At 72.8% G+C, this 26,342-nt stretch carries 19 protein-coding genes; 3 read left to right on the top strand and 16 right to left on the bottom strand.

Features of this window, described 5'->3' with window-relative positions; translation table 11 throughout:
- Nucleotides 1-68: 68 nt before the first annotated feature.
- The 12 genes from pgi to VE546_RS22225 form a co-directional block, all read right to left on the bottom strand.
- On the bottom strand, nucleotides 69-1,724 hold the full coding sequence (gene pgi / locus VE546_RS22280) for a glucose-6-phosphate isomerase (RefSeq protein ID WP_324925127.1): 1,656 nt from the start codon (nucleotides 1,722-1,724) through the stop codon (nucleotides 69-71).
- 145 nt (nucleotides 1,725-1,869) lie between these two features.
- Nucleotides 1,870-2,205: an RNA polymerase-binding protein RbpA gene (locus VE546_RS22275; RefSeq protein WP_076971064.1), complete on the bottom strand. Its 336-nt coding sequence runs from the start codon at nucleotides 2,203-2,205 to the stop codon at nucleotides 1,870-1,872.
- 163 nt (nucleotides 2,206-2,368) lie between these two features.
- Complete coding sequence (secG, locus tag VE546_RS22270) at nucleotides 2,369-2,599, bottom strand: preprotein translocase subunit SecG (RefSeq protein ID WP_324925123.1); 231 nt, start codon at nucleotides 2,597-2,599, stop codon at nucleotides 2,369-2,371.
- 161 nt (nucleotides 2,600-2,760) lie between these two features.
- The gene (gene tpiA / locus VE546_RS22265; RefSeq protein ID WP_324925121.1) at nucleotides 2,761-3,537 is read right to left on the bottom strand and encodes a triose-phosphate isomerase; all 777 of its coding nucleotides are present in this window, start codon (nucleotides 3,535-3,537) and stop codon (nucleotides 2,761-2,763) included.
- A 4-nt stretch (nucleotides 3,538-3,541) separates the two neighbouring features.
- Nucleotides 3,542-4,744, bottom strand: coding sequence for a phosphoglycerate kinase (locus VE546_RS22260; protein WP_324925119.1), 1,203 nt, complete (start codon nucleotides 4,742-4,744; stop codon nucleotides 3,542-3,544).
- Between the two features lie 174 nt (nucleotides 4,745-4,918).
- Nucleotides 4,919-5,923, bottom strand: a complete 1,005-nt coding sequence (gap, locus tag VE546_RS22255) for a type I glyceraldehyde-3-phosphate dehydrogenase (RefSeq protein ID WP_324925117.1) — start codon at nucleotides 5,921-5,923, stop codon at nucleotides 4,919-4,921.
- 240 nt (nucleotides 5,924-6,163) lie between these two features.
- Nucleotides 6,164-7,141, bottom strand: a complete 978-nt coding sequence (gene whiA, locus VE546_RS22250) for a DNA-binding protein WhiA (RefSeq protein ID WP_324925115.1) — start codon at nucleotides 7,139-7,141, stop codon at nucleotides 6,164-6,166.
- Complete coding sequence (locus VE546_RS22245; RefSeq protein ID WP_414720548.1) at nucleotides 7,132-8,178, bottom strand: gluconeogenesis factor YvcK family protein; 1,047 nt, start codon at nucleotides 8,176-8,178, stop codon at nucleotides 7,132-7,134. The genes whiA and VE546_RS22245 overlap by 10 nt, the downstream gene beginning before the upstream one ends.
- Nucleotides 8,175-9,152 (bottom strand): RNase adapter RapZ, encoded by a 978-nt coding sequence (gene rapZ, locus VE546_RS22240; protein ID WP_324925113.1) that lies wholly within the window; start codon nucleotides 9,150-9,152, stop codon nucleotides 8,175-8,177. Before rapZ ends, VE546_RS22245 begins: the two co-directional genes overlap by 4 nt.
- Nucleotides 9,153-9,201: 49 nt before the next feature.
- Complete coding sequence (uvrC, locus tag VE546_RS22235) at nucleotides 9,202-11,220, bottom strand: excinuclease ABC subunit UvrC (protein ID WP_324925111.1); 2,019 nt, start codon at nucleotides 11,218-11,220, stop codon at nucleotides 9,202-9,204.
- Between the two features lie 147 nt (nucleotides 11,221-11,367).
- Complete coding sequence (locus VE546_RS22230; RefSeq protein WP_324925109.1) at nucleotides 11,368-12,024, bottom strand: MBL fold metallo-hydrolase; 657 nt, start codon at nucleotides 12,022-12,024, stop codon at nucleotides 11,368-11,370.
- 52 nt (nucleotides 12,025-12,076) lie between these two features.
- Nucleotides 12,077-12,778, bottom strand: a complete 702-nt coding sequence (locus VE546_RS22225) for a maleylpyruvate isomerase family mycothiol-dependent enzyme (RefSeq protein WP_324925107.1) — start codon at nucleotides 12,776-12,778, stop codon at nucleotides 12,077-12,079.
- A 196-nt stretch (nucleotides 12,779-12,974) separates the two neighbouring features.
- Here VE546_RS22225 and uvrA point away from each other — a divergent pair, with 196 nt between their 5' ends.
- From uvrA to VE546_RS22210, 3 genes are all read left to right on the top strand, one after another.
- Nucleotides 12,975-15,821, top strand: coding sequence for an excinuclease ABC subunit UvrA (uvrA, locus tag VE546_RS22220; RefSeq protein WP_324925105.1), 2,847 nt, complete (start codon nucleotides 12,975-12,977; stop codon nucleotides 15,819-15,821).
- 163 nt (nucleotides 15,822-15,984) lie between these two features.
- Nucleotides 15,985-16,416 carry a Rieske (2Fe-2S) protein gene (locus VE546_RS22215; RefSeq protein ID WP_324925103.1) on the top strand — a complete coding sequence of 144 codons (432 nt, stop codon included), beginning with the start codon at nucleotides 15,985-15,987 and terminating at the stop codon, nucleotides 16,414-16,416.
- A gap of 291 nt (nucleotides 16,417-16,707) precedes the next feature.
- Nucleotides 16,708-20,130 carry a phosphodiester glycosidase family protein gene (locus VE546_RS22210; protein ID WP_324925101.1) on the top strand — a complete coding sequence of 1,141 codons (3,423 nt, stop codon included), beginning with the start codon at nucleotides 16,708-16,710 and terminating at the stop codon, nucleotides 20,128-20,130.
- A 52-nt stretch (nucleotides 20,131-20,182) separates the two neighbouring features.
- Here VE546_RS22210 and VE546_RS22205 read toward each other — a convergent pair whose 3' ends face one another.
- The 4 genes from VE546_RS22205 to uvrB all read right to left on the bottom strand — a co-directional run bounded on the left by VE546_RS22205 (nucleotide 20,183) and on the right by uvrB (nucleotide 26,314).
- A complete protein-coding gene (locus tag VE546_RS22205) occupies nucleotides 20,183-21,160 on the bottom strand; it encodes a TerC family protein (RefSeq protein ID WP_324925099.1) in 978 nt (325 codons plus the stop codon).
- A gap of 203 nt (nucleotides 21,161-21,363) precedes the next feature.
- Complete coding sequence (locus VE546_RS22200; protein WP_324925097.1) at nucleotides 21,364-23,316, bottom strand: TerD family protein; 1,953 nt, start codon at nucleotides 23,314-23,316, stop codon at nucleotides 21,364-21,366.
- Between the two features lie 160 nt (nucleotides 23,317-23,476).
- Nucleotides 23,477-24,055 carry a TerD family protein gene (locus tag VE546_RS22195; RefSeq protein WP_324925096.1) on the bottom strand — a complete coding sequence of 193 codons (579 nt, stop codon included), beginning with the start codon at nucleotides 24,053-24,055 and terminating at the stop codon, nucleotides 23,477-23,479.
- 129 nt (nucleotides 24,056-24,184) lie between these two features.
- A complete protein-coding gene (uvrB, locus tag VE546_RS22190; RefSeq protein ID WP_324925094.1) occupies nucleotides 24,185-26,314 on the bottom strand; it encodes an excinuclease ABC subunit UvrB in 2,130 nt (709 codons plus the stop codon).
- Between the last annotated feature and the right edge of the window lie 28 nt (nucleotides 26,315-26,342).

Here is a 26,342-nt window from a genome sequence, read left to right as displayed (position 1 = left end):
GGCGGCGGCCCGCTCCCCGGTCGGGGAGCGGGCCGCCGCTTTCCGCTTTCCGGGCGGCTGTCGCCCCGTCAGGCGCGGCCCCGCAGGGCCCGGTAGCGGGCCACCAGGGCCGCCGTGGAGGCGTCCAGCCCGGCCACCTCCGCGCCCTCGGTCAGCGCGGGCTCGATGCGCTTGGCGAGGACCTTGCCCAGCTCGACGCCCCACTGGTCGAAGGAGTCGATGTTCCAGATCGCGCCCTGGACGAACACCTTGTGCTCGTACAGCGCGACGAGCTGCCCCAGCACCGACGGGGTCAGCTCGGAGGCCAGGATCGTCGTCGTGGGGTGGTTGCCCCTGAACGTGCGGTGCGGGACCTGCTCCTCGGCCACGCCCTCGGCGCGGACCTCCTCCTCGGTCTTGCCGAAGGCCAGGGCCTGGCCCTGGGCGAAGAGGTTGGCCATCAGCAGGTCGTGCTGGGCCGCGAGCGCGGGCGGTAGCGCGGCCACGGGCCGGGCGAAGCCGATCAGGTCCGCGGGGATCATCTTGGTGCCCTGGTGGAGGAGCTGGTAGTACGCGTGCTGGCCGTTGGTGCCGGGCGTGCCCCAGACCACCGGGCCGGTCTGCCAGTCGACCGGCTCGCCCTGCCGGTCCACCGACTTGCCGTTGGACTCCATGTCGAGCTGCTGCAGGTACGCGGTGAACTTCGACAGGTAGTGGCTGTAGGGCAGCACCGCGTGGGACTGCGCGTCGAAGAAGGAGCCGTACCAGACGCCCAGCAGCCCCAGCAGCAGCGGGGCGTTCTCCTCCGGCGGCGCGGTGCGGAAGTGCTCGTCGACGGTGCGGAAGCCGTCCAGCATCTCGCGGAAGCGGTCCGGGCCGATGGCGATCATCAGCGACAGGCCGATGGCCGAGTCGTAGGAGTAGCGTCCGCCGACCCAGTCCCAGAACTCGAACATGTTGGCCGTGTCGATGCCGAACTTCGCGACCGCGGCCGCGTTGGTCGACAGCGCCACGAAGTGCCGGGCCACCGCCTCCTCGCCGGCGTTCAGGCCCTTCAGCAGCCAGTCCTTGGCCGAGGTGGCGTTGGTGATGGTCTCGATCGTGGTGAAGGTCTTGGAGGCGACGACGAACAGCGTCTCGGCCGGGTCCAGGTCCCGCAGGGCCTCGTACAGGTCGGCGCCGTCCACGTTGGAGACGAACCGGACGTCGATCTCCCGGTCGGTGTAGGCGCGCAGCGCCTCGTACGCCATCGCGGGCCCCAGGTCGGAGCCGCCGATGCCGATGTTGACGACCGTCGTGATGCGGCGGCCGGTGTGGCCGGTCCACTCCCCGGCGCGCACCCGCCCGGCGAAGTCGGACATCCGATCCAGCACGGCGTGCACCGCGGGGACGACGTTCTCCCCGTCGACCTCGATCACCGCGTCGCGCGGGGCCCGCAGGGCGGTGTGCAGCACGGCCCGGTTCTCGGTGATGTTGATCTTCTCGCCGCGGAACATGGCGTCCCGCAGCCCGGCGACGTCGGCGGCCTCGGCCAGTTCGCGCAGCAGTCGCAGGGTCTCGTCCGTGACCAGGTGCTTGGAGTAGTCCAGGTACAGGTCCCCCACCCGGACGCCGTACCGCTCGCCGCGCCGCGGGTCGTCCGCGAACAGCTCGCGCAGGTGCACCTCCCCGAGCTCCTCGCGGTGCCTGGCCAGCGCCTGCCACTGCGGCATGCGGTCGAGCCTGCCTCGGCCTTCAGCGTTCATCAGCGAATTCAGTCCACTTCTCTCGTGATTCCCTCGTGACGGACCCGCCGCGTTCCAACCTAATGGAACGGCGGCTCGGCCGCGCGCCCCGTCGGGGCGCGCGGCCGAGCCGCCGTCTTCGCCGTCGTGCGCCGGCCCGGGCCGGTCAGATCTCCCCGCGGAGCTTGGCCAGCGCCTCGGCGAGGATCGCCTCGCCGTCGGCGTCGCTGCGCCGCTCGCGCACGTACGCCAGGTGCGTCTTGTACGGCTCGGTGCGCGGCGGGTCCGGCGGGTTGTCCCGGTCCTTGCCTGCCGGGAAACCACAGCGCGGACAGTCCCAGGTGTCCGGGATCTGCGCGTCACTGGCGAAGCTGGGCTGGGTCTCATGCCCGTTCGAGCACCAGAAGGAGATGCGCAGGCGCGGCGCGGACTCGCCTCGCTCGGCCTCCCCCATCGGCCCCGCTCCGACCCGGCTTCCCCGGATCGCGTTGCCACTTGCCACGGTCGTAACTCCCTGCCTCATGGTGCCGCGGAGCGTCGATGAGGCGGCTCCGCTGCGGGTGCCCAGTGTACGTAAGGGCCCAACACGCGTCTGTGGACCGGAGTTACCGCCCCCCGGGTCCGTGGACGCGAGCCTCATGATAGGCCGGGAACACCGGCGGGCGTCAGGCGTCGAGCTTCATCAGGATGCCCAGCGCGACGATGATGGCGAACCAGATCAGGCCGACCACGACCGTGATGCGGTCGAGGTTCCGCTCGGCGACCGAGGAGCCGCCGACGGTGGACTGCATGCCGCCGCCGAACATGTCGGAGAGGCCGCCGCCCTTTCCCTTGTGCATCAGCACGAGCAGCATCAGCAGCAGGCTGAAGACGATGAGGGCGATGGAGAACCCCATGATCACGGCTGGACCAACTCTCTCGGACGGATGACTGTGGAAAATTCTCGGGACTTGCAGGGTACGGGGCCGGGAGACGCCCGGTGTGCTCGCTCCCGGCCCCGACAGGGTACGACGCGCGCGGCCCGCCGTCACTCGTCGCCGAGCGCCTTACCGGTCGCTCACTGGTCGCGGAACCGGATGATCTTCACGAACTCGTCCACGTCCAGCGAGGCCCCGCCGACCAGGGCGCCGTCCACGTCCGGCTGGGCCATGATCGCGGCGACGTTCCCGGACTTCACCGAGCCGCCGTACTGGATGCGGACCGCGTCGGCCGTCTCCCGGTCGTACAGCTCGGCCAGCCGGCCGCGGATCGCGCCGCACACCTCCTGGGCGTCCTCGGGGGTGGCGACCTCGCCGGTGCCGATGGCCCACACCGGCTCGTAGGCGATCACGAGGCCCGCCGCCCGCTCGGCCGGGACGTCCTTGAGCGCGCCGTCCACCTGCGCGAGCGTGTGCGCGACCTGGTTGCCCGCCTTGCGGACGTCCAGGCCCTCGCCGACGCACAGGATCGGGGTCAGGCCGTGCTGGTGGGCGGCCTTGACCTTGGCGTTGCACAGCTCGTCGGTCTCGTTGTGGTACTGGCGCCGCTCGGAGTGGCCGATCACCACGTAGGTGCAGTTCAGCTTGGCGAGCATGGCGCCGGAGACCTCGCCGGTGTAGGCGCCGGAGTCGTGCGCCGACAGGTCCTGGGCGCCGTACCGGATCTTCAGCTTGTCGCCGTCGACCAGGGTCTGCACCGAGCGCAGGTCGGTGAAGGGCGGCAGGACGGCGACCTCGACGGCGTCGTAGTCCTTGTCGTTCAGGGCGAAGGCGAGCTTCTGGACGTGGGCGATGGCCTCCAGGTGGTTGAGGTTCATCTTCCAGTTGCCCGCCATCAGCGGGGTGCGGTGTGCCATGGGGTCAGTCCTCCAGTGCGGCGAGGCCGGGCAGCGTCTTGCCCTCGAGGTACTCGAGGCTGGCGCCGCCGCCGGTCGAGATGTGTCCGAAGGCGTTCTCGTCGAAGCCCAGGGTGCGGACGGCCGCGGCGGAGTCGCCGCCGCCGACGACGGTGAAGGCCGGGCTGTCGATCAGCGCCTGGGCGACGGCGCGGGTGCCGCCGGCGTAGTCCGGGTGCTCGAAGACGCCCATCGGGCCGTTCCAGAAGACGGTGGCGGCGTCGGCGAGCTTCGAGGCGTACAGCTCGCGGCTGCGCGGGCCGATGTCCAGGCCCATCAGGTCGGCCGGGATGGCGTCCGCGGCGACGGTGGTGTGCTCGGTCGGGGCCTTGGTCTTCAGGTCCGGGAACGCGGCGGCGGCCACCACGTCCACGGGCAGGACGAACTCCACGCCGCGTTCCTGGGCGCGCTTGAGGTAGCCCTGGACGGCCGGGATCTGGTCCTCCTGGAGCAGCGAGGCGCCGATCTCGTGCCCCTGGGCCTTCAGGAAGGTGTACGCCATGCCGCCGCCGACGAGGATGCGGTCGGCGCGCTCCAGCAGGTGCTCGATGACGCCGAGCTTGTCGGAGACCTTGGCGCCGCCCAGCACCACGGCGTACGGCCGCCTGACGTCCTCGGTGAGCTTGCGCAGGACGCCGACCTCGGTGGCGATGAGGTCGCCGGCGGCGTGCGGCAGCCGGGCCGGGAGGTCGTAGACGGAGGCGTGCTTGCGGTGCACGGCCCCGAAGCCGTCGCCGACGTACAGGTCGGCGAGGGCGGCGAGTTCACCGGCGAAGGCGCCGCGCTCGGCGTCGTCCTTGCTGGTCTCACCGGGGTTGAAGCGGAGGTTCTCCAGCACCGCGACCCGGCCCTCGCCGAGGGCGGCGACGGTGGAGCGGGCGGAGTCGCCGACGGTGTCGGTCGCGAACGCCACGTCGGCGCCGAGGAGTTCGCCCAGCCGCTTCGCGACGGGGGCGAGAGAGAACGCCTGGTCGGGGGCGCCCTTGGGACGGCCCAGGTGGGAGGCGACGATCACCCTGGCGCCGGCCTCGGCCAGCTTGGTGATCGTCGGGAGGGCGGCGCGGATGCGGCCGTCGTCGGTGATCGTCTCACCGTCGAGCGGCACGTTCAGGTCGGCGCGGACGAAGACCCGCCTGCCCGACACGTCGAGGTCGTCGATCGTCTTCATGTACGGCTCCGTGGTGGTTCCGTGGGGTGGTTCCGTGAGGTGGTCCGTGAGAGCGCTGGGGTCGCCGGGGTCATGGGAGAGGGCCCGCAGGGCGCGGCACCGCGCTCTGCGAGCCCTCTCCCCTCACAAGTCCCGTGTCCTCGAAGTCATCGGCCGGACGGCGGCGGACAGCGGTCAGAGCCGCTCACCGACGTAGACGGTCAGGTCCACGAGGCGGTTGGAGTAGCCCCATTCGTTGTCGTACCAGCCGACAATCTTGACCTGCTTGCCCTGAACCATGGTCAGGGAGGAGTCGAAGGTGCACGAGGCGGGCCAGTTGACGATGTCCGAGGAGACGATCGGGTCCTCGGTGTACTCCAGGATGCCCTTCAACTGACCCTCGGCGGCCTTCTGGAAGGCGTTGTTGACCTCGTCCTTGGTGACCTCGCGGTCGAGCTCCAGCACGAGGTCGGTGACCGAGCCGGTCGGGACGGGGACGCGCATGGCGATGCCGTCCAGCTTGCCCTTGAGCTGCGGCAGGACGAGGGCGGTGGCCTTGGCGGCACCGGTCGAGGTCGGGATGATGTTCTCGGCGGCGGCGCGGGCGCGGCGCAGGTCCTTGTGCGGGAAGTCCAGGATGCGCTGGTCGTTGGTGTACGCGTGGACGGTCGTCATCATCCCCTTGACGATGCCGAAGTTCTCGTCCATGACCTTCGCCATCGGCGCCACGCAGTTGGTGGTGCAGGAGGCGTTGGAGATGACGTGGTGCTTCTCCGGGTCGTAGGCGTCGTTGTTGACGCCCATGACGACGGTGACGTCCTCGTTCTTGGCCGGGGCCGAGATCAGGACCTTCTTCGCGCCGGCCGCCAGGTGCTTGGCGGCGTCCTCGCGCTTGGTGAAGATGCCGGTGGACTCGATGACGATGTCGGCACCCAGCTCACCCCAGGGCAGGGCGGCCGGGTCGCGCTCGGCCATCGTCCTGAAGGTCTTGCCGCCCACCGTGATGGTGTCGGCGGTGTGGCTGATCTCCTGCCTGAGGCGGCCCAGGATGCTGTCGTACTTCAGCAGGTGCGCCAGGGTGGCGTTGTCGGTCAGGTCGTTGACACCGACGATCTCGACGTCCGCCCCCTGCTCCAGAAGAGCGCGGAAGTAGTTGCGACCGATGCGGCCAAAGCCGTTGATGCCTACGCGGATCGTCACGAACCGATCTCCTCGTTAGGTACGCCGGTGCGGACACCGACGTGTGCTGTTTGGGATGTCCCCGACCACTTCCGACCCTACCGCGCTCATGGCCCGGGAGTGACATCGGCCACCCTCCCGGCGCGGTGCGGCGGCGGCCCGGGAGGGTGCCCGGCGGGGGCCGGCGGAAGAGCGAGGGAACGGTGGTGAGCGGGGGACACGAGGGGCGGTACGGACCGGTGCGGCGGACGCGGCGGCCGGTCAGCCGACCATCTCCTCCGTCAGGTTGGACTCGGTGCCGGGGATCCCCAGATCGGCGGCGCGCTTGTCGGCCATGGCGAGCAGCCGCCGGATGCGGCCCGCGACGGCGTCCTTGGTCAGCGGCGGGTCGGCGAGGGCGCCCAGCTCCTCCAGGGACGCCTGCTTGTGCTCCATCCGCAGCCGTCCGGCGGCGGCCAGGTGCTCGGGCACGTCGTCGCCCAGGATCTCCAGGGCGCGCTGCACCCGGGCGCCCGCCGCCACGGCGGCGCGCGCCGAGCGGCGCAGGTTGGCGTCGTCGAAGTTGGCCAGGCGGTTGGCGGTGGCCCGCACCTCGCGGCGCATCCGCCGCTCCTCCCAGGCCAGTACGGACTCGTGGGCGCCCAGCCGGGTGAGCAGCGCGCCGATGGCGTCGCCGTCGCGGACGACGACGCGGTCCACGCCCCGCACCTCGCGGGCCTTGGCGGTGATCTGCAGCCGCCGGGCGGCGCCGACGAGGGCGAGGGCGGCCTCGGGGCCGGGGCAGGTGATCTCCAGGGAGGAGGAGCGGCCGGGCTCGGTGAGCGAGCCGTGCGCCAGGAAGGCGCCGCGCCAGGCGGCCTCGGCGTCGCAGGTGGCCCCGGAGACCACCTGCGGCGGCAGTCCGCGCACGGGACGGCCGCGGCCGTCGACCAGTCCGGTCTGCCGGGCGAGCTGGTCGCCGCCCGCCACCACCCGTACGACGTAGCGGCTGCCGCGGCGCAGTCCGCTCGGGGCCATCACCACCAGGTCGGAGTTGTGCCCGAAGATCTCCAGGATGTCCTTGCGGAGTCTGCGGGCGGCGATGCCGGTGTCCAGCTCGGCCTCGATCACGATGCGGCCGCTCACCAGGTGCAGACCACCCGCGAACCGCAGGACCGACGAGACCTCCGACTTCCGGCAGCAGGTCCGGGTGACGGGGAGTCGGGAGATCTCGTCCTTCACCGCAGCCGTCATCGCCATGGGCCGATCCTTCCATGCATTCGAAAAATACGGTCGTACGCGGCGGCCAGCAGCTCCGGGTCGTGCCGGGGCGCGTTCCCCCCGGAGCCGGGGGACGCTCCCCCGCCGACCGCGGCCACCGGCGCCAGCTCGACCGTGCCGCCGAGCCGCCGGGCGGCGTCACGGAGGCCCTCCTCGTCGGGCACGGCGGCCCGGTCGGCCAGCACCACGTCGAAGGTGAGTTTAGGTGCGTGTCTGACCAAAACCTCCAAATGACGCTGCGGGGAGAAGCCGTCGGTCTCTCCCGGCTGCGGCGCGAGGTTGAGCGACAGCACCCGGCGCGCCCTGGTCTCGGTGAGCGCCTGGAGCAGATCGGGCACCAGCAGGTGCGGGATCACCGAGGAGAACCAGGAGCCCGGACCGAGCACCACCCAGTCCGCGTCGAGGACCGCCTCGACCGCCTCGGGGACGGCGGGCGGGTCGTGCGGGACCAGGTGCACCTGCTGCACCTCGCCGGGGGTGAGGGCGACGGTGGCCTGTCCGCGCACGGTGGTGACCTCGTCCGGCCGGGCCGGGTCGTGGCCGCGCACCAGGGCCCGCAGCTCCAGCGGGACGGCGGACATCGGCAGCACGCGGCCGTGCGCGCCCAGCAGGCGGCCGACCAGGTCCAGGGCCTTCACGTGGTCGCCGAGCTGCTCCCACAGGGCGACGATGAGGAGGTTCCCCACCGCGTGCTCGTGCAGTTCGCCCTTGCTGACGAAGCGGTGCTGGATGACCCGGGCCCAGGTCTGGCCCCACTCGTCGTCGCCGCACAGCGCGGCCAGGGCCTTGCGGAGGTCTCCGGGGGGCAGCACGCCCAGCTCGTCGCGGAGCCGTCCGCTGGAGCCGCCGTCGTCGGCGACGGTGACCACGGCGGTCAGGTCGCGGGTGATCCGGCGCAGCGCGGCCAGCGAGGCGGACAGCCCTCTGCCGCCGCCGAGGGCCACCACCTTCGGGGTTCCGCCGCGGGCCCTGCGGGTGGTGACCAGGCGCCTCAGTCTCCGGGTGCGGATCGTCACTCGCGTCCCATGTCCCGGTGGACGACGACCGTCTCGACGCCCTCGGCGGCCAGGCGGCGGGCCAGCCTCTCGGACATCGCGACGCTGCGGTGCTTGCCTCCGGTGCAGCCCACCGCGATGGTCATGTACCGCTTGCCCTCGCGGCGGTAGCCGGCGGCGATGAGCTGGAGCAGCTCCGCGTAGCGGTCCAGGAACTCCTTGGCGCCGGGCTGGTTGAAGACGTACTGCGCGACCTCGTCGTTGAGGCCGGTGTACGGCCGCAGCCCGGGCACCCAGTGCGGGTTGGGCAGGAAGCGGCAGTCGACGACGAGGTCGGCGTCGACGGGGAGGCCGTACTTGTAGCCGAAGGACATCACGGTCGCCCGCAGTTCGGGCTCCTCCTCCCCGGCGAACTGGGCGTCGAGCTTGGCGCGCAGCTCGTGGACGTTGAGGCCGGAGGTGTCGATGACCAGGTCGGCGTCGCCGCGCAGTTCGCGCAGCAGGTCCCGCTCGGCGGCGATGCCGTCCACGATCCGCCCGTCGCCCTGGAGGGGGTGCGGGCGGCGCACCGACTCGAAGCGGCGCACCAGCGCCTCGTCGGACGCCTCCAGGAAGACGATCCGGCGGGTGACGTGCTTGGCGTCCAGGTCGGCGAGGGACTCCCGCAGGTTGTCGAAGAAGCGGCGCCCGCGGACGTCGACGACGACGGCGATCCGGGCGACGTTGCCCTGCGAGCGGGCGCCCAGGTCGACCATGGTCGGGATCAGGGCGGGCGGCAGGTTGTCCACCACGAACCAGCCGAGGTCCTCCAGGCACTTGGCGGCGGTGCTGCGGCCCGCGCCGGACATGCCGGAGATGATCACCAGCTCGGGGATGGCGGCGGCGCCCTCCGTGCCCGTGGCGCCCTTGGCACCCGTGGCACCTTTGGCCTCGTCTGCCCTGCCCGTGCTCGTGCCCGTGCCCACCTTGACTCCGTCTTCCGTGTGCTCGCTCATCAGCGCTCTCCCCCGATGGCCGTTGCCGTTTCCGCTCGTGCCGCTCGTCTCACTGGTCTTCCAGGATCTCACCCGTGGCGGTGTTCACCGCCGGGGCGGCCGGGGCCGCCCGGTCCAGGGCCTCGGCCACGGCCTCGGCGGTCTTGCGGCCGATGCCGGGGACCTCGCAGATCTGCTCGACGGTGGCGGCGCGCAGCCGCTTGACCGAGCCGAAGTGCTTGATCAGCGCCTGTTTGCGGGACTCCCCGAGTCCGGGGACGGCGTCGAGGGGACCCGCCCTCATCGATTGTGACCGCTTGCCGCGCTGGTAGCGGATGGCGAAGCGGTGCGCCTCGTCGCGGACCCGCTGGAGCAGGTACAGGCCCTCGCTCGTGCGGGGGAGGACCACCGGGTCGTCCTCGCCGGGCAGCCACACCTCCTCCAGGCGCTTGGCCAGGCCGCACACGGCGACGTCGTCGATGCCCAGCTCGTCCAGGGCCCGGCGCGCGGCGGCGACCTGCGGCTGTCCGCCGTCCACCACGACCAGTTGCGGCGGGTAGGCGAACTTCGGCGGCCTGCCGCGGCCCGTCTCCCCGCCGGCCCGCTCCGCCGGGGCCGTGCCGTCCGCACCGTCCGCCCCGGGCCCGTCGGGGCCCTCGGGGCCGTCGGTGGCCCACTCGCCCGTGCGCTGCCGCTCCTGGAGGTAGCGGCGGAAGCGGCGGCTGATCACCTCGTGCATGGCGCGGACGTCGTCCTGGCCGGTGAAGCCCTTGATCTGGAAGCGGCGGTACTCGCTCTTGCGGGCCAGGCCGTCCTCGAAGACCACCATGGAGGCGACCACGTCGTCCCCCTGGAAGTGGGAGACGTCGAAGCACTCGATGCGCAGCGGCGCCGAGTCCAGCCCCAGGGCCTCGGCGATCTCCTCCAGGGCCCGGGAGCGGGTGGTCAGGTCGGAGGCGCGCTTGGTCTTGTGCAGGGCGAGGGCCTGCTGCGCGTTGCGCTGCACCGTCTCCAGCAGGGCGCGCTTGTCGCCGCGCTGCGGCACGCGCAGGCTGACGGACGCGCCCCGCCGGCCGGTGAGCCACGCCGTGACCGGTTCCACCGGCTCGGGCAGGGCCGGGACCAGCACCTCCCTGGGCACGGCGTCGCCGCTCTCCTCGCCGTAGAGCTGCTGGAGGGCGTGCTCGACGAGTCCGGCGGTGCCCACCTCCTCCACCTTGTCGGTGACCCAGCCGCGCTGGCCGCGCACCCGGCCGCCGCGGACGTGGAAGATCTGGACGGCGGCCTCCAGCTCGTCCTCCGCGACCGCGATCAGGTCGGCGTCGGTGGCGTCGGCGAGGACGACGGCGTTCTTCTCCATCGCGCGCTTCAGCGCCTCGATGTCGTCGCGCAGCCGGGCGGCCCGCTCGTACTCCATCTCCTCGGCCGCCTCCCGCATCTGCTCCTCGAGCCTGCGCAGGTAGGCGCCCGTGCGGCCGGCCATGAAGTCGCAGAACTCCTCGGCCAGCCGGCGGTGTTCCCCGGCCGAGACCCGGCCGACGCAGGGCGCGGAGCACTTGCCGATGTAGCCGAGCAGGCAGGGGCGGCCGATCTGCGCCGAGCGCTTGAAGACCCCGGCCGAGCAGGTGCGCACCGGGAAGACCCGCAGCATCAGGTCCACGGTCTCGCGGATCGCCCAGGCGTGCGCGTACGGCCCGAAGTACCGCACGCCCTTCCGCTTGGGCCCGCGCATCACCTGCACCCGCGGGAACTCCTCGTTCAGCGTCACCGCGAGGGAGGGGTAGCTCTTGTCGTCGCGGTACTTGACGTTGAACCGGGGGTCGAACTCCTTGATCCAGGAGTACTCCAGCTGGAGCGCCTCGACCTCGGTGGAGACCACCGTCCACTCCACGGAGGCGGCCGTGGTGACCATCGTGCGGGTGCGCGGATGGAGGTTCGCCAGGTCCTGGAAGTAGGACGAGAGCCGCTGGCGCAGGCTCTTCGCCTTCCCGACGTAGATCACCCGGCCGTGTTCGTCGCGGAACTTGTAGACCCCCGGCGAGTCGGGGATCTCTCCAGGCCTGGGGCGGTAGCTGGAGGGGTCTGCCATGCGGTCCACCCTACTGGCGACGGGTGACGGGAGGGGTACGGCGGGAGGTGCCGGAGGACGCCCCGCCGCCCCGTGCCGGCCTTCTCCGTCCCGGCCGGCCCGTCCCTCCGTTCCGCCCCTCCCGCCGCCCGGCCCGCTGCCCGGCCGTCACCAGCCGCGCTCGCGCCACTCCGGCAGGTGGGGGCGCTCGGCGCCCAGGGTGGTGTCGGCGCCGTGGCCGGGGTAGACCCAGGTCTCGTCGGGGAGTTCGCCGAAGAGCTTGGTCTCCACGTCGTGCAGCAGGGTGGCGAACGCCTCGGCGTCTCCGTGGGTGTTGCCGACGCCGCCGGGGAAGAGGCAGTCGCCGGTGAACAGGTGGGGGTGGCCGTGGGGGTCGTCGTAGACCAGGGCGATGGAGCCGGGGGTGTGGCCCCGCAGGTGGCGGGCGGTGAGCGTGATCCGGCCGACGGTGACGGTGTCTCCGTCCTCCAGGGGCACGTCGGTGGGGACGGGGATGCCCTCCGCGTCGTAGCGCCCGGCGTAGGTGCGGGCGTCGGTGGCCTGGACGACGGTGTCGAGGGCCTGCCAGTGGTCGCCGTGCCGGTGGGTGGTGACGACCCCGGCGATGCCGTCCTCGCCGATGAGGTTCAGCAGGGTGTCGGGCTCGCTGGCGGCGTCGATCAGGAGCTGTTCGCCGGTGGCGCGGCAGCGCAGCAGGTAGGCGTTGTTCTCCAGGGGGCCCACCGCGACCTTGGAGATCACCAGGTCGGTCAGCTCGTGGACGTCCGGCGGGCCGCCGACCGCGACCTTTCCTGTGTACGGCATGGGACTCAGGGCTCCTTCCAGAAGGGATGGCGCGCGGCCGGCGATCAGTGTGTCAGAGCGGCGGCAGGGGCGGCAGGACCTCCGCGGAGGCGGTGAGCCCGCTCCCCGTCGTGCGGCCGGTGAGCCAGCCGACCAGGGCGGTGGGCGAACCCGAGACGACCACCGGCGGGTCCCCTCCGCCGTCCGCGCGGCCGGTGCGCCAGACCCGGCCGTCCTCGGTGCGCAGCTCCAGGGGCCGCACGTCGGGGTGGCCCGAGAAGCGCCCGACCATGTTCTCCAGCTCGCGGTCGGTGAAGGAGGCGGGGAGGTCGTCGAGGGTGTAGCCGATGCCGAGGTCGACGTGGTGCAGCTCGACCTCGATCCGGCGGCGGAAGGGGACGGAGGCGGCGAGGTCGGTGACGCCGTTGCGCAGCGCCACGGTGGCCCGCCACTGCTCGTCGGTGAGGGCGGCCATCGCCTCGTCCAGGCCGGCGGCGCTGGTCCGCAGGTCCTCCAGGTGGGCTGCGAGGGGGCGGTGGGCGTCGCGCTCGATGTCGGCCTCGCGCGCCTCGGCGCTGGCGTACATCGGGCGTCCGGCGAGCACGTTGACCAGGGCGTCGGCGTTGCGGGCGAGGTGGGCCAGGACGTGGCCGCGGGTCCAGCCCGGCAGCAGGGAGGGCTCGGCCAGGGAGGCGTCGTCCAGCTTCTCCACGGCGGCCAGGAGGCGGTCGGTGGAGTCCCGCAGGGCGGCGGTGTCGTCGGCAGGCGAGGTCATGATCCAAAGCTATCCCCACCACTCCTTCGGGTGAAGCCGTCGGAGACCGCCCGTAAATCGAATGTGCGTGCTATAAGCTCGCGGTGTCCCGCAGGCGTCGTATCGGCGGGCAGCGATACGACATCGCGGCGGCGCTCCCCCTACCCTGGGGCGGGGGCTCCGTACCCCTCATCCCACACGAAAGGTGCCAACCGGCGTGGCCGACCGTCTCATCGTCCGTGGCGCTCGCGAGCACAACCTCAAGAACGTCTCGCTCGACCTCCCGCGCGACTCCCTCATCGTCTTCACCGGGCTGTCGGGGTCGGGGAAGTCCTCGCTCGCCTTCGACACCATCTTCGCCGAGGGACAGCGCCGCTACGTGGAGTCGCTGTCCGCGTACGCCCGGCAGTTCCTCGGCCAGATGGACAAGCCGGACGTGGACTTCATCGAGGGCCTGTCCCCGGCGGTCTCCATCGACCAGAAGTCCACCTCGCGCAACCCGCGCTCGACGGTCGGCACCATCACCGAGGTCTACGACTACCTGCGCCTGCTGTTCGCGCGGATCGGCAAGCCGCACTGCCCGGAGTGCGGGCGCCCGATCGCCCGGCAGTCCCCGCAGGCGATCGTGGACAAGGTGCTCTCGCTGGAGGAGGGCAGCCGCTTCCAGGTGCTCTCCCCGCTGGTGCGCCAGCGCAAGGGCGAGTTCGCCGACCTCTTCGCCGAGCTGCAGGCCAAGGGCTACAGCCGCGCCCGGGTGGACGGCACGACGGTCCAGCTCGCCGATCCGCCGAAGCTGAAGAAGCAGGAGAAGCACACGATCGAGGTGGTCGTGGACCGCCTGACGGTCAAGGAGAGCGCCAAGCGGCGGCTGACCGACTCCGTCGAGACCGCGCTGGGGCTGTCGGGCGGCATGGTCGTCCTCGACTTCGTCGACCTGGACGAGGACGACCCGCAGCGCGAGCGGATGTTCTCCGAGCACCTGTACTGCCCGTACGACGACCTGTCGTTCGAGGAGCTGGAGCCGCGCTCGTTCTCCTTCAACTCCCCCTTCGGCGCCTGCCCGGAGTGCACCGGCATCGGCACCCGGATGGAGGTGGACCCGGAGCTGATCGTCCCGGACGAGGACAAGTCCCTGGACGAGGGCGCGATCCACCCCTGGTCGCACGGGCACACCAAGGAGTACTTCGGGCGGCTGGTGGGCGCGCTGGCCGACGCGCTCGGCTTCCGCACGGACGTCCCCTGGGCCGGGCTGCCGCAGCGGGCGAAGAAGGCCCTGCTGTACGGCCACAAGACGCAGATCGAGGTCCGCTACCGCAACCGCTACGGGCGGGAGCGCTCGTACACCACGGCCTTCGAGGGCGCGGTGCCGTTCGTCCGGCGGCGGCACTCGGAGGCCGAGACGGACTCCAGCCGGGAGCGCTTCGAGGGCTACATGCGCGAGGTGCCCTGCCCGGCCTGCGAGGGGACGAGGCTCAAGCCGATCGTCCTGGCCGTGACGGTGCAGGGGAAGTCGATCGCGGAGATCTCCGCGATGTCGATCAGCGAGTGCGCCGAGTTCCTGGCCTCCCTGAAGCTGAGCGACCGGGAGAAGGTCATCGCCGAGCGGGTGCTCAAGGAGGTCAACGAGCGGCTGCGCTTCCTGGTCGACGTCGGCCTGGACTACCTCTCCCTCAACCGCGCGGCCGGGACGCTCTCGGGCGGCGAGGCGCAGCGCATCCGGCTGGCCACCCAGATCGGCTCCGGCCTGGTGGGCGTGCTCTACGTCCTGGACGAGCCGTCCATCGGGCTGCACCAGCGGGACAACCACCGGCTGATCGAGACCCTGGTGCGGCTGCGCGACCTGGGCAACACCCTGATCGTCGTCGAGCACGACGAGGACACCATCAGGACTTCCGACTGGGTGGTGGACATCGGCCCGGGCGCGGGCGAGCACGGCGGCAAGGTGGTGCACAGCGGGCCGCTGAAGGAGCTGTTGGCCAACGACGAGTCGCTGACCGGCCAGTACCTGGCGGGGAAGAAGAGCATCCCGACCCCCGCCGAGCGGCGCCCGGTGGACCGCAAGCGCATGCTCACCGTGCGCGGGGCGAAGGAGAACAACCTGCGGAACATCGACGTGTCCTTTCCGCTGGGCGTGCTCACCGCCGTCACGGGCGTCTCCGGCTCGGGCAAGTCGACCCTGGTCAACGACATCCTCTACACCCACCTGGCGCGCGAGCTGAACGGCGCGAAGACGGTGCCGGGGCGGCACGTGCGGGTCGAGGGCGACGACCTGGTGGACAAGGTCGTGCACGTCGACCAGTCCCCCATCGGCCGCACCCCCCGCTCCAACCCGGCCACCTACACGGGTGTCTTCGACCACGTGCGCAGGCTGTTCGCGGAGACGACGGAGGCGAAGGTGCGCGGCTACCTGCCGGGGCGCTTCTCCTTCAACGTCAAGGGCGGCCGCTGCGAGAACTGCTCCGGCGACGGCACCATCAAGATCGAGATGAACTTCCTGCCGGACGTGTACGTGCCGTGCGAGGTCTGCCACGGCGCGCGCTACAACCGGGAGACGCTGGAGGTGCACTACAAGGGCAAGTCCATCGCCGAGGTGCTGGACATGCCGATCGAGGAGGCGCTGGAGTTCTTCGAGGCGGTGCCCGCCATCGCCCGCCACCTGCGCACCCTCAACGACGTCGGGCTCGGCTACGTCCGGCTCGGCCAGCCCGCGCCCACCCTCTCCGGCGGCGAGGCGCAGCGGGTGAAGCTCGCCTCCGAGCTGCAGAAGCGCTCCACCGGGCGCACGGTCTACGTCCTGGACGAGCCGACCACCGGTCTGCACTTCGAGGACATCCGCAAGCTGATCACGGTGCTGTCCGGGCTGGTCGACAAGGGCAACACGGTCATCGTCATCGAGCACAACCTCGATGTGATCAAGACGGCGGACTGGATCGTGGACATGGGCCCGGAGGGCGGCAGCGGCGGCGGCCTGGTCATCGCCGAGGGCACCCCGGAGCAGGTCGCGGCGGTCCCGGAGAGCCACACGGGCAAGTTCCTCCAGGACATCCTGCCGCTGAAGCCGTGACGGCCGGGCGCGGGCGCCCCACCCGCCGTACGGCACGGGGCGGGGCGCCTGCCATGATGGCGGCGATCACCGTCCCCCGCGCCGTACGGCAGGCGCCCCCGCCGGAGCCCTCCGGGCCCGCCGGGAGGACCGCCGGGAGGAACGCCGAAGAGAGGGAGCGACCATGAGCACTCGGCCCGTCGGCCGCCGCACCGTGCTGTGCGGCGCGGCGCTCAGCGGGGCCGCCGGGCTCGGCCTGGCCGGTCTGACGGCCTGCTCGGGCACGGGCGGCGAGCGGGCCCCGGCGACCCCGACCGCCCCCGTGGACCTCGGCCCGGCCGACGCCGTGCCGGTCGGCGGCTCCCGGCTCTACCGCGAGCAGAGGCTGGTGGTCTCCCGGCCCGCCGAGGGCGAGTTCAAGGCGTTCGGTGCGGTGTGCACCCATGCGGGCTGCGTGCTGACCTCGGTGGAGCGGCTGGAGGGCGACTGCTCCTGCCACGGCAGCCGCTTCGACACCACCACCGGCGAGGTGCTGGCGGGCCCGGCCAACGCGCCGCTGCCCGAGGTCCCGGTCCGGGTGGAGGGCGGCAGGCTCGTCGCCGGCCCCGGCGCCTGACCCCGGCCGCCCGGGGCAGCCGGCGCGAACCGGTACGGCCCGGCGGCACCTTCTCCGGCAGGTGTTCCCCGTGCGCCCGTCCGGCCCAACGGCCGGACGGGCGCTCCGCGTTGTCCCCTCCGGGTTGTTCTCCCCCCGGTTAGCGCACGCCCTCTGGTGTGGACCGGTCGGCCTTGGAACCCTGTGGCGCTGGGTGCGCAGGAAGCGCATGGTCTCGCCGCGTCTGTGGGTGGTGTCGTGTCACACGTGTCACAAGGGTCGCAGGGCAGAAGATTCTCCGGACGGGCGGCGGTGTCCCTCGCGGCCCTGTGCGCACTCGGGCTGGGGCTGGCGCCGCCGGCCCTCGCCGGGCCGGACGGCCGCCCGGCCGCCGTCCCCGCCATCACCGTCCCGTCCCCCGCCTCCTCGTCCCCCGCCTCCGTCCGCCCCCTGGGCATCGCCGACGGCGACGGCCTGGAACTGTCCCGCACCACGCGCCCGGTGGCGCCCGGCACCACCCTGACCTCGTTCGACCGGCTGGAATCGGACAAGTGGCTGCGCGCCGACGCCCTCAGCGTCGACCTCGACGGCGGCGCCGGGGTGGACTACCTGTCCTCCGGCAAGGTCTCCGGCCGCGCGACCGTCTCGGAGCTGGCCGCGGCGCACGACCCCGGCGCCGGCCGGCGCACCGTCGCCGCCTTCAACGCCGACTTCTTCGACATCAACGAGACCGGCGCCCCGCTCGGCCCCGGCCTCGACGACGGCGAGGTCCCCCACTCGCCGGCCCCGGGCGTCACCGAGGCGGTGGGCTTCGGCCCCGGCGGCGCGGGCCGCATCCTCGACCTGTACTTCGAGGGCACCCTCACCCTGCCCGACGGGCCGAGGCCGCTGGCCGCCCTCAACGCCGCCGACGTCCCCGCCGGAGGCATCGGCGCCTACAACGCCCAGTGGGGCGAGGCCGACCGCGCCCTGGCCGTGAACGGCTCGGCGGAGGTCACCGAGGTCACCGTCGTCGGCGGCCGGGTCACCGGCGTCGCCGACCGGCCCGGCGGCGGCGCGATCCCCGAGGGCACCACCGTGCTGCTCGGCCGGGACGCCGGCGCCAGGGCCCTGGCCGGTCTGGCCCCGGGCGACCCGGTGAGCTGGGAGTACCGGCTGCGCACCGACGACGGCGCACCGGTGCCGCGCACGGCCGTCGGCGGCCGCGGCGTCCTGGTGGTGGACGGCGAGCCGCAGAACTGGGAGGGGCGCCCCAACAACGCCGCCGCGCCCCGCACGGCCGTCGGCTTCTCCAAGGACGGCACCACCTTGCACGTGCTGACCGTGGACGGCCGCCAGGCCGCCTCCGGCGGCGTCACCCTCACCGAACTGGCCCTGATGATGGACGAGCTGGGCGCGCACAACGCGCTCAACCTCGACGGCGGCGGCTCCTCCACGCTGGTCGCCCGGGAGCCCGGCTCGGACACCCCGCAGGTGGAGAACAGCCCGTCCGACGGCGCCGAGCGCGAGGTGCCCAACGGACTGGCCGTCACCGCCCCCGACGGCAGCGGGAAGCTCGCGGGCTTCTGGGTGGAGACGGCCGCGGACCCGGCGCTGGCCCCCTCGGCGGACACCGTGCCCGGCGGGCATCCGGAGCGGGTCTTCCCCGGGCTGACCCGCAGGCTCACCGCCGCCGGGTACGACGAGACGTACGGCCCGGCCGGCGGGGACGCCGACTGGTACAGCACCCGCCCCGGCGTCGGGCGGGTGGACGGCGAGGGCGTCTTCCACGCCCGCGGGACCGGCCGCACCGAGGTCGTCGCCCACCGGGGCGGCGCCCGCGGCTCCACCACCCTGACCGTGCTGGGCCCGCTGGAGCGGATCGCCCCGACCCGGGAGCGGGTCGGGCTGGCCGATCCCGGTGCCGAGGGCGCCTTCGGCTTCACCGGCTTCGACGCCGGGGGCCACAGCGCCCCCGTCGAGCCGTCGGACGTGACGCTGGAGTACGACCGCTCCCTCTTCCGCGTCTCCCCCGATCCGGCGCACGGCGGTTTCACCGTCGCCGCCCGCGACGGCACCGGGTCCGTCTCCGGGGTGATCCGGGCGACCGTGGCGGGGCGGACGGCGGCCCTGGCCGTCACCGTCGGCCTGAAGGACCAGCCGGTCGCGGAGTTCGAGGACGCCGGGGAGTGGACCTTCAGCGCCGCCCGGGCCTCCGGCTCCCTGGCCGCCGACCCCGCGGGGCAGGACGGCACCGGGCTGCGGATGGCCTACGACTTCACCCAGTCCACCGCGACCCGAGCCGCCTACGCCAACCCGCCCGGCGGGAGCATCCCCGTGCCGGGCCAGCCGCAGGGCTTCACCCTGTGGCTCAAGGGCGACGGCCGCGGCGCCTGGCCCTCGCTCCACCTGGTCGACGCCGCGGGCACCGGCCAGGTGCTGCGCGGCCCGCACGTCACCTGGACCGGCTGGCGGCGGATCACCTTCGAGGTGCCCGCGGGCGTCGCCCACCCGCTCCAGGTCAGACGGTTCTACCTGGCCGAGACCCGGCCCGCCGAGCAGTACCGGGGCGAGGTCGTCATCGACGGGCTGACCGCCCGGACCCCTCCGGACGCCGAGTTGCCCGCCGTCGGGCCGCACCCGGACCCGCTGATCTCCACGGCCGCCGGCACCGCGGGCCGCGACTGGCGGTTCGCGGTGGTCTCCGACGCCCAGTTCGTCGCCCGCGACCCGGACAGCGCCCTGGTGCGGCAGGCGCGGCGCACCCTGCGGGAGGTGCGGGCGGCCCGGCCCGACTTCGTCGTGGTCAACGGCGACTGGGTGGACGAGGGCTCCCCGGAGGACCTCGCCTTCGCCCGCCGGATGCTCCAGGAGGAGCTGGGCGACGGACTGCCCTGGTACTACGTGCCGGGCAACCACGAGGTGATGGGCGGCTCCATCGGCAACTTCCGCGCGGAGTTCGGCCCGACCCACCGCTCCTTCGACCACGAGGGCACGCGCTTCATCACCCTGGACACCTCCTCGCTGACGCTGCGCGGCGGCGGCTGGGAGCAGGTCCGGCTGCTGCGGGAACAGCTCGACGCCGCCGCGGAGGACCGCGGGATCGGCTCGGTCGTCGTCCTGGCGCACGTACCGCCGCGCGACCCGACGGCGCAGCGGGCCAGCCGGCTCACCGACCGGCTGGAGGCGGACCTGCTGGAGGACTGGCTCGGCGACTTCCGGCGCCGCACCGGCAAGGGCGCGGCGTTCATCGGCTCCCACGTCGGGGTCTTCCACGCCTCCCGGGTGGACGGCGTGCCGTACCTGGTCAACGGCAACGCGGGCAAGGCGCCCGCCGCGCCCCCGGCGGCGGGCGGCTTCAGCGGCTGGTCGCTGGTGGGCGTGGACCGGGGCGCGGGCGACGACTGGATCTCCGTCCAGACCCGCGCCCACGTGGACGGGCTCACCCTGGAGGCGCCGCCGACCGTGACGGCGGGCGGCGCCCCGGGGAAGGTCTCCGCGGCGGTCGTCCAGGGCTCCGGGGAGGCGGCGCGGACGGTGCCGGTGGGCTGGCCGCTCAGCGCGGACTGGTCCGGCTCACCGGGTCTGTGCACCGGGGACGCGGAGCGGGCGCGGGCGCGCGGGCGCTGTGTGGCGGTCCTCGATCCGGTGGCGGGCACCCTGACGGGGGTGCGGCCGGGCACGGTGACCCTGGCGGTGACCGTGAGCGGCGAACAGCAGGAGAGGCAGGTCTCGGTGGTGCGCGGCCCGCGGTGACACGCCGGTGGTACGGCGGGGCGGCGCGCCCCGTCGTACCACCGTCGGCCGGTCAGTCCCGCGAGGCGGCGGACTGGCGCTCCTGCCGCCGGGAGGCGCGCAGGCTGGTGATCGTGGTGACGACCAGCACCGCGCAGATCACGCCGAGCGAGACGGGGGTGGAGATCTCCGGGACGTGGACCCCCGCCTCGTGGAAGGCGTGGAGCACCAGCTTGACGCCGATGAAGCCGAGGATGATCGACAGCCCGTAGGACAGGTGCACCAGCTTCTTCAGCAGCCCGCCGATGAGGAAGTAGAGCTGGCGCAGGCCCATCAGCGCGAAGGCGTTGGCGGTGAAGACGATGTACGGGTCCTCGGTCAGGCCGAAGATCGCGGGGATGGAGTCCAGGGCGAACAGCAGGTCGGTGCTGCCGATCGCCAGCATGACGATCAGCATCGGGGTCATCAGCCGCCTGCCGTTCTCGATGACGAACAGCTTGGTGCCGTGGTACTCGGAGGTGGAGGGGAAGCGCCGCTCGACCGCCTTCAGCAGGCGGTTCTCCTCGTACGCCTCCTCCTCGTGGCCCTGGCCCTCGGCGCGGGCCTCGCGGACCAGCTTCCAGGCGGTCCAGATGAGGAAGCCGCCGAAGATGAAGAACACCCAGGAGAAGGCCGAGATCAGCGCGGCACCGGCCGCGATGAAGACGGCGCGCATGACGAGCGCGACGAGCACGCCGACCATCAGCACGCGCTGCTGGTAGATCGTCGGCACCGCGAACTTCGCCATGATGAGGACGAAGACGAAGAGGTTGTCGACGCTGAGGGACTTCTCGGTGATGTAACCGGCGGCGAACTCACCGGCCGGTCCGCCGCCTCCGGCGACGTAGAGGCCGCCGCAGAAGAGGACGGCGAGCACGATCCAGACGACCGTCCAGGTGCCGGCCTCTCTGAGGGAGACCTCGTGCGGCTTGCGCCCGATGAAGAAGTCGACGGCGATCAGGGCGCACAGACCTGCGACGGTCAGTACCCAGGTGGTCAGGGAAACGTCCATACAGAAATCCTCCGGCTCCGGTTGCCGGAGGTCTCTTCCGTCCGGGCCCGATCGGCCTGCGGACCGACGCCCCGGGACCGGTCACGCCCGGTCCGTACTGACGGAACGCCGCAGTGATGGGAATACTCCCCTCCGCCCAAGACAGGGTAAAGCAACGCCAAGGAACGGTAAAGCCCCGGGTGGGAGAGGGAGACGGCGGGGTGTCAGCGGCCGTACCTCCTGCGGGCCTCGGCGACCTTCCCCAGCACCTGCGGCAGGACCCGGCTGCCCCGCGGCACCAGGGGCGGCTCGTACGTCCACGCGTGGCCGACCCAGGGGTCGGCGAGGTGGTCGTCGGGCACCGGGGTGATCCGCAGCAGGGCGCGCCACAGCGGGTCCAGCACGGGGCCGTAGGCCTGGGCGTCCTCCCGGTCGGCGACCATCATCAGGTGGACCCCGACGGACGGCCCCTCGTCGGCGAGGTAGCGGAGCTGGGTGACGGCGCGGTCGTCGAAGCCGTGCGGGAAGTCGTGGACGACCAGGAGCTGCTCGGCGGTGTCCACGTCCGGGGGAAGGGCGTCGGCGGCCCGGGTGCGCAGGGCCATCTGCACCAGGTCGACACGGCGGGTCAGCTTCGCGATCACCGCCGCGACGCCCCCGGGCCCCGTCGCGGGCGGCTCGCGCAGCACACCGGACTCCACCAGCGGGGCCAGGGCGGGCGCGGCGGCGCCCGCCGGGTCGATCACGTGGACGGCGAGGTCGCCGACCGGATGGACGGCGAGCAGCCGGCCGACGACGGCGGTGGCCAGCTCGCCCGCGAGGCGGCGCATCTCGTGGGGGTCCACCACGAGGGAGGCCGCCGAGCGGCCGCGCCCGGCGTCGATCCACAGCCCGCGCTCCAGCGGCAGCCGGACCAGCATGGGGACGCGCAGGCCGCCGTGCTCGGGAAGGCTCAGGTCGCCCAGGCGCAGGGCCATCGGGCTCTCCATCGGCACCTGGTAGGCGTGCCAGACGGGGCTGTCCCAGCGGGCGAAGGCGGGCGGCAGGGCGGGCTCGACGACCTCGGCCTCGGCGGCGAGCTGGGCCAGGTCGCGGTCCAGGCGGGCGCGGGCCTGGTCGACGAGCTGGGTGTGTCTGACCTGGGCCCGGGAGCGGGCGGCGTCGGCGGCGGGGCCCAGCCGGGCCCGCGGGTCGGACAGCGCCTTGTCGAGTTCCTGCTCCATGCGGGAGTCGGCGAAGTCGACGGCGCTGCGGTAGGCCGCGGTCGTCCGGGCCAGGTCCTCGAACATGCCCCAGACCTGGTTGTAGAGCCGCTCCTCCGGGCTCCAGCCCGCGGCGTCGCCCGCCACGGGCACGGCGGGCTCCCCGGGGGCGGGCGGCGGGGCGGCCGGCGGCGGAGGGGGCGGCGCCGCCGTCGTACGGCCGGGGTGGCGGTAGTCGATCGGGCCCGGGCCGGCGGACGGCGCGGGGGGCCGCCCCGCGCCGGGCGGCGCGGGCGGCGGGGCGGGCTGCGGTTCCGGTGCCGTCCCGGGGATGTCGCCCGGGGCGCCGACCGGGGCCGTGCGCCTGGTCCGGTCGCCGTCGCCGCCGCGGGGCGGCTGTGGCGGTGGCGTCACGGAGCGGGCCATCCCCCGGGCGACGGCCTCGTCGACGGCGGTGGCCAGCTCACGGGCCCGGGGCAGGCCCTGGTCGGCCAGCAGGGCGGCGAGTCCGCCCGCGTACCCCTGGCCGACCGCGCGCACCTTCCAGCCGCCCTGCCGGCGGTAGAGCTCCAGCGCGACGACGGCGGACTCGGCCTCCAGGCCGGTGATGGTGTAGCCGGCGACCTCGGTGCCGTCCAGGCCGGTGACGGCGACGGAGGGGGCGGGCAGGGCGCCGAAGGACAGCGGCCCGCCGACCCCGGTGGGCAGCGCGAGCAGCACGTTGACCCGGTGCACGGCCTCCGGGAGCGCGTCCAGGTCCACCGCGAGCCGGTGGTCGGCGGCGGCCTGCCGGGAGACCTCCAGCCCGGGCAGGCCGGGGGAGCCGGGGTGCGCGATCCAGCCCGGCTCGCGCAGCCGCCCCTCCTCGTCGTTGAGCGTCGCCGCGGCCACGACCGGTTTCCCGGCGGACACCCGGATCTCCAAACGGGTCTCGGACAGCGGGTGGTTCTGTCCGCGGACCAGCTCGGCCGTCATCGCCGCGCCCCCTCCTGGTGTGTTCTCTTGTGCTCGGTGGCGCTTCGCGGCGCGCCGTGGTCTTCGCCGGCGGGCCGTCACCGCGACGGGCCCGGCGGAGTCGGCACCGCCGGGCCCGGGACGACCACCGGTCCGCCCGCTGGGTTGTCCCTCCGCTGGGTTACAGGAGCGGCAGCATCGTCGGCAGCAGGTCCTGGAAGGTGCGGCCGTTGGCCGGGGCGCCCAGGGCGGTCATCTGCCAGCCGCTGCCCTGGCGGTGCACCTTGGCCATGATCTGCGCGGTGTACTGGCCGCCGCCGGTCAGGGTGTAGCGCGCCAGCTCCTGACCGTTGGTCTCGTCGACCAGCCGGCAGAAGGCGTTCTCCACCTCGGCGAAGGTCTGGCCGGTGAAGGAGTTCACGGTGAAGACGATCTGGTCGATGTGGACCGGCACCCGCTGGAGGTCCACCAGGATCGACTCGTCGTCACCGCCCTGGCCGGCGCCGCCGACGAGGTTGTCGCCGGTGTGGCGCACGGAGCCGTCGTCGCTGACGAGGTGGCGGAAGAAGACCACGTCCACCGGCTGCTTGTCGGCGAAGAGCACGGCCGAGGCGTCGAGGTCGATCTCCCGGGTGCGCCTGCCGAACAGGCCCCGGCGGGGAGCAGCCTGCCATCCGAGTCCCATCCGCACCGCGGTCAGGGTGCCCCCGTCGGACTTCTGCAGGCTGACCGCCTGCCCCTTGGACAAGTTGACCGTCACGTGCGTTCCCCTCTTTCCCGTCAACTGCGATCGGCCGTCGTCGCCGACGGCTGCCACGAACCCTACGCACCGTGCCCGGCGGGCCGGGCGGCGCCGGACGGCTTTGTGTCGGTCTTGCAACACTTCCCGCTACCGCAGGCCCGCCTCCTTCATCTGCCGCAGCTCCTTCTTCAGTTCGCTCACCTCGTCGCGCAGCCGGGCGGCCACCTCGAACTGCAGCTCGGCCGCCGCGGCCCGCATGCGCCCGGTCATCTCCTCGATCAGCTCGGCGAGTTCGGCCGCGGGCCGGTCGGTGGGCCGTCCGGCGCCGCCGGCGCCGTCCCCGCGCGTTCCGCGGCCGAGCGCGGGCACCGGGGCCCGGCCCCTGCGGTCCTCCCCCGCGCCCGCCTTGCGGTAGCCGCTGCCCAGCAGCTCCCGGGTGTCGACCTCCTCGCGGGCGAGCGTCGCCACGATGTCGCCGATCTTCTTGCGCAGCGGCTGCGGGTCGATGCCGTGCGCCTCGTTGTAGGCGATCTGCTTGGCCCGGCGCCGGTTGGTCTCCTCGATGGCCCTCTCCATCGCCGGGGTCACCTTGTCGGCGTACATGTGCACCTGGCCGGAGACGTTGCGCGCCGCGCGGCCGATGGTCTGGATCAGGGAGGTGCCCGAGCGCAGGAAGCCCTCCTTGTCGGCGTCGAGGATGGCCACCAGCGAGACCTCCGGCAGGTCCAGGCCCTCGCGCAGCAGGTTGATGCCGACCAGCACGTCGTACTCGCCGGCGCGCAGCTCGCGCAGCAGCTCGACCCGGCGCAGGGTGTCCACGTCGCTGTGCAGGTAGCGGACCCGGATGCCCAGCTCCGTGAAGTAGTCGGTGAGGTCCTCGGCCATCTTCTTGGTCAGGGTGGTGACCAGGACGCGCTCGTCCTTCTCGGTGCGGGTGCGGATCTCGTGCACCAGGTCGTCGATCTGCCCCTCGGTGGGCTTGACCACGACCTCCGGGTCGACCAGCCCGGTGGGCCGGATGATCTGCTCCACCACGCCGTCGGAGCGGGACAGCTCGTACGGCCCCGGGGTCGCCGACAGGTAGACCGTCTGCCCGATGCGCTCCAGGAACTCCTCCCACTTCAGCGGCCGGTTGTCCATCGCGGACGGCAGCCGGAAGCCGTGGTCGACCAGCGTCCGCTTCCGGGAGGCGTCGCCCTCGTACATGGCGCCGATCTGCGGGACGGTGACGTGGGACTCGTCGATGACCAGCAGGAAGTCGTCGGGGAAGTAATCGAGCAGGGTGTGCGGCGGGGAACCCTTCTCGCGGCCGTCGATGTGCAGCGAGTAGTTCTCGATGCCGGAGCAGGTGCCGACCTGCCGCATCATCTCGATGTCGTACGTCGTCCGCATGCGCAGCCGCTGGGCCTCCAGCAGCTTGCCCTGCTTCTCCAGCCGGGCGAGGGTCTCCTCCAGCTCCGCCTCGATCCCGGCGATGGCCCGCTCCATGCGCTCGGCGCCCGCCACGTAGTGCGAGGCGGGGAAGACGTACAGCTCCCGGTCGTCGGAGATGACCTCGCCGGTGATCGGGTGGAGGGTGGAGAGCGCCTCGATCTCGTCGCCGAACATCTCGATGCGGACGGCCAGTTCCTCGTACACCGGGAAGATCTCGATGGTGTCGCCGCGCACCCGGAAGGTGCCCCGGGTGAACGCCATGTCGTTGCGGGTGTACTGGATGTCGACGAAGCGGCGCAGCAGCTCGTCCCGGTCGATCTCCTGGCCCACCCTCAGCGGCACCATCCGGTCGACGTACTCCTGCGGGGTGCCCAGGCCGTAGATGCAGGAGACGGAGGCGACCACGACGACGTCGCGCCGGGTGAGCAGCGAGTTCGTCGCGCTGTGCCGCAGCCGCTCGACCTCCTCGTTGATGGAGGAGTCCTTCTCGATGTAGGTGTCCGTCTGCGGGACGTACGCCTCGGGCTGGTAGTAGTCGTAGTAGGAGACGAAGTACTCGACGGCGTTGTTCGGCAGCAGCTCGCGGAACTCGTTGGCGAGCTGGGCGGCGAGCGTCTTGTTGGGCGCCATCACCAGGGTCGGCCGCTGGAGCCTCTCGATCATCCACGCCGTGGTCGCCGACTTGCCGGTGCCGGTGGCGCCGAGCAGGACGACGTCCTTCTCGCCCGCCCTGATGCGCCTCTCCAGCTCGTCGATGGCCGCCGGCTGGTCACCGCTGGGTCGGTAGGGGCTGACGACCTCGAAGGGCGCCGCCTTGCGTTCGATCTGAGTCACGGGCCGCATGTCCCCACCGTACGGCTCCCCACCGACA

Origin of the sequence: Streptomyces sp. (assembly GCF_035644915.1) — a bacterium.
In the GTDB taxonomy this organism is placed as follows: domain Bacteria; phylum Actinomycetota; class Actinomycetes; order Streptomycetales; family Streptomycetaceae; genus Streptomyces.
Note: the sequence above shows the minus strand (reverse complement) of the source record. Positions and strands in the feature narration are given on the sequence as shown.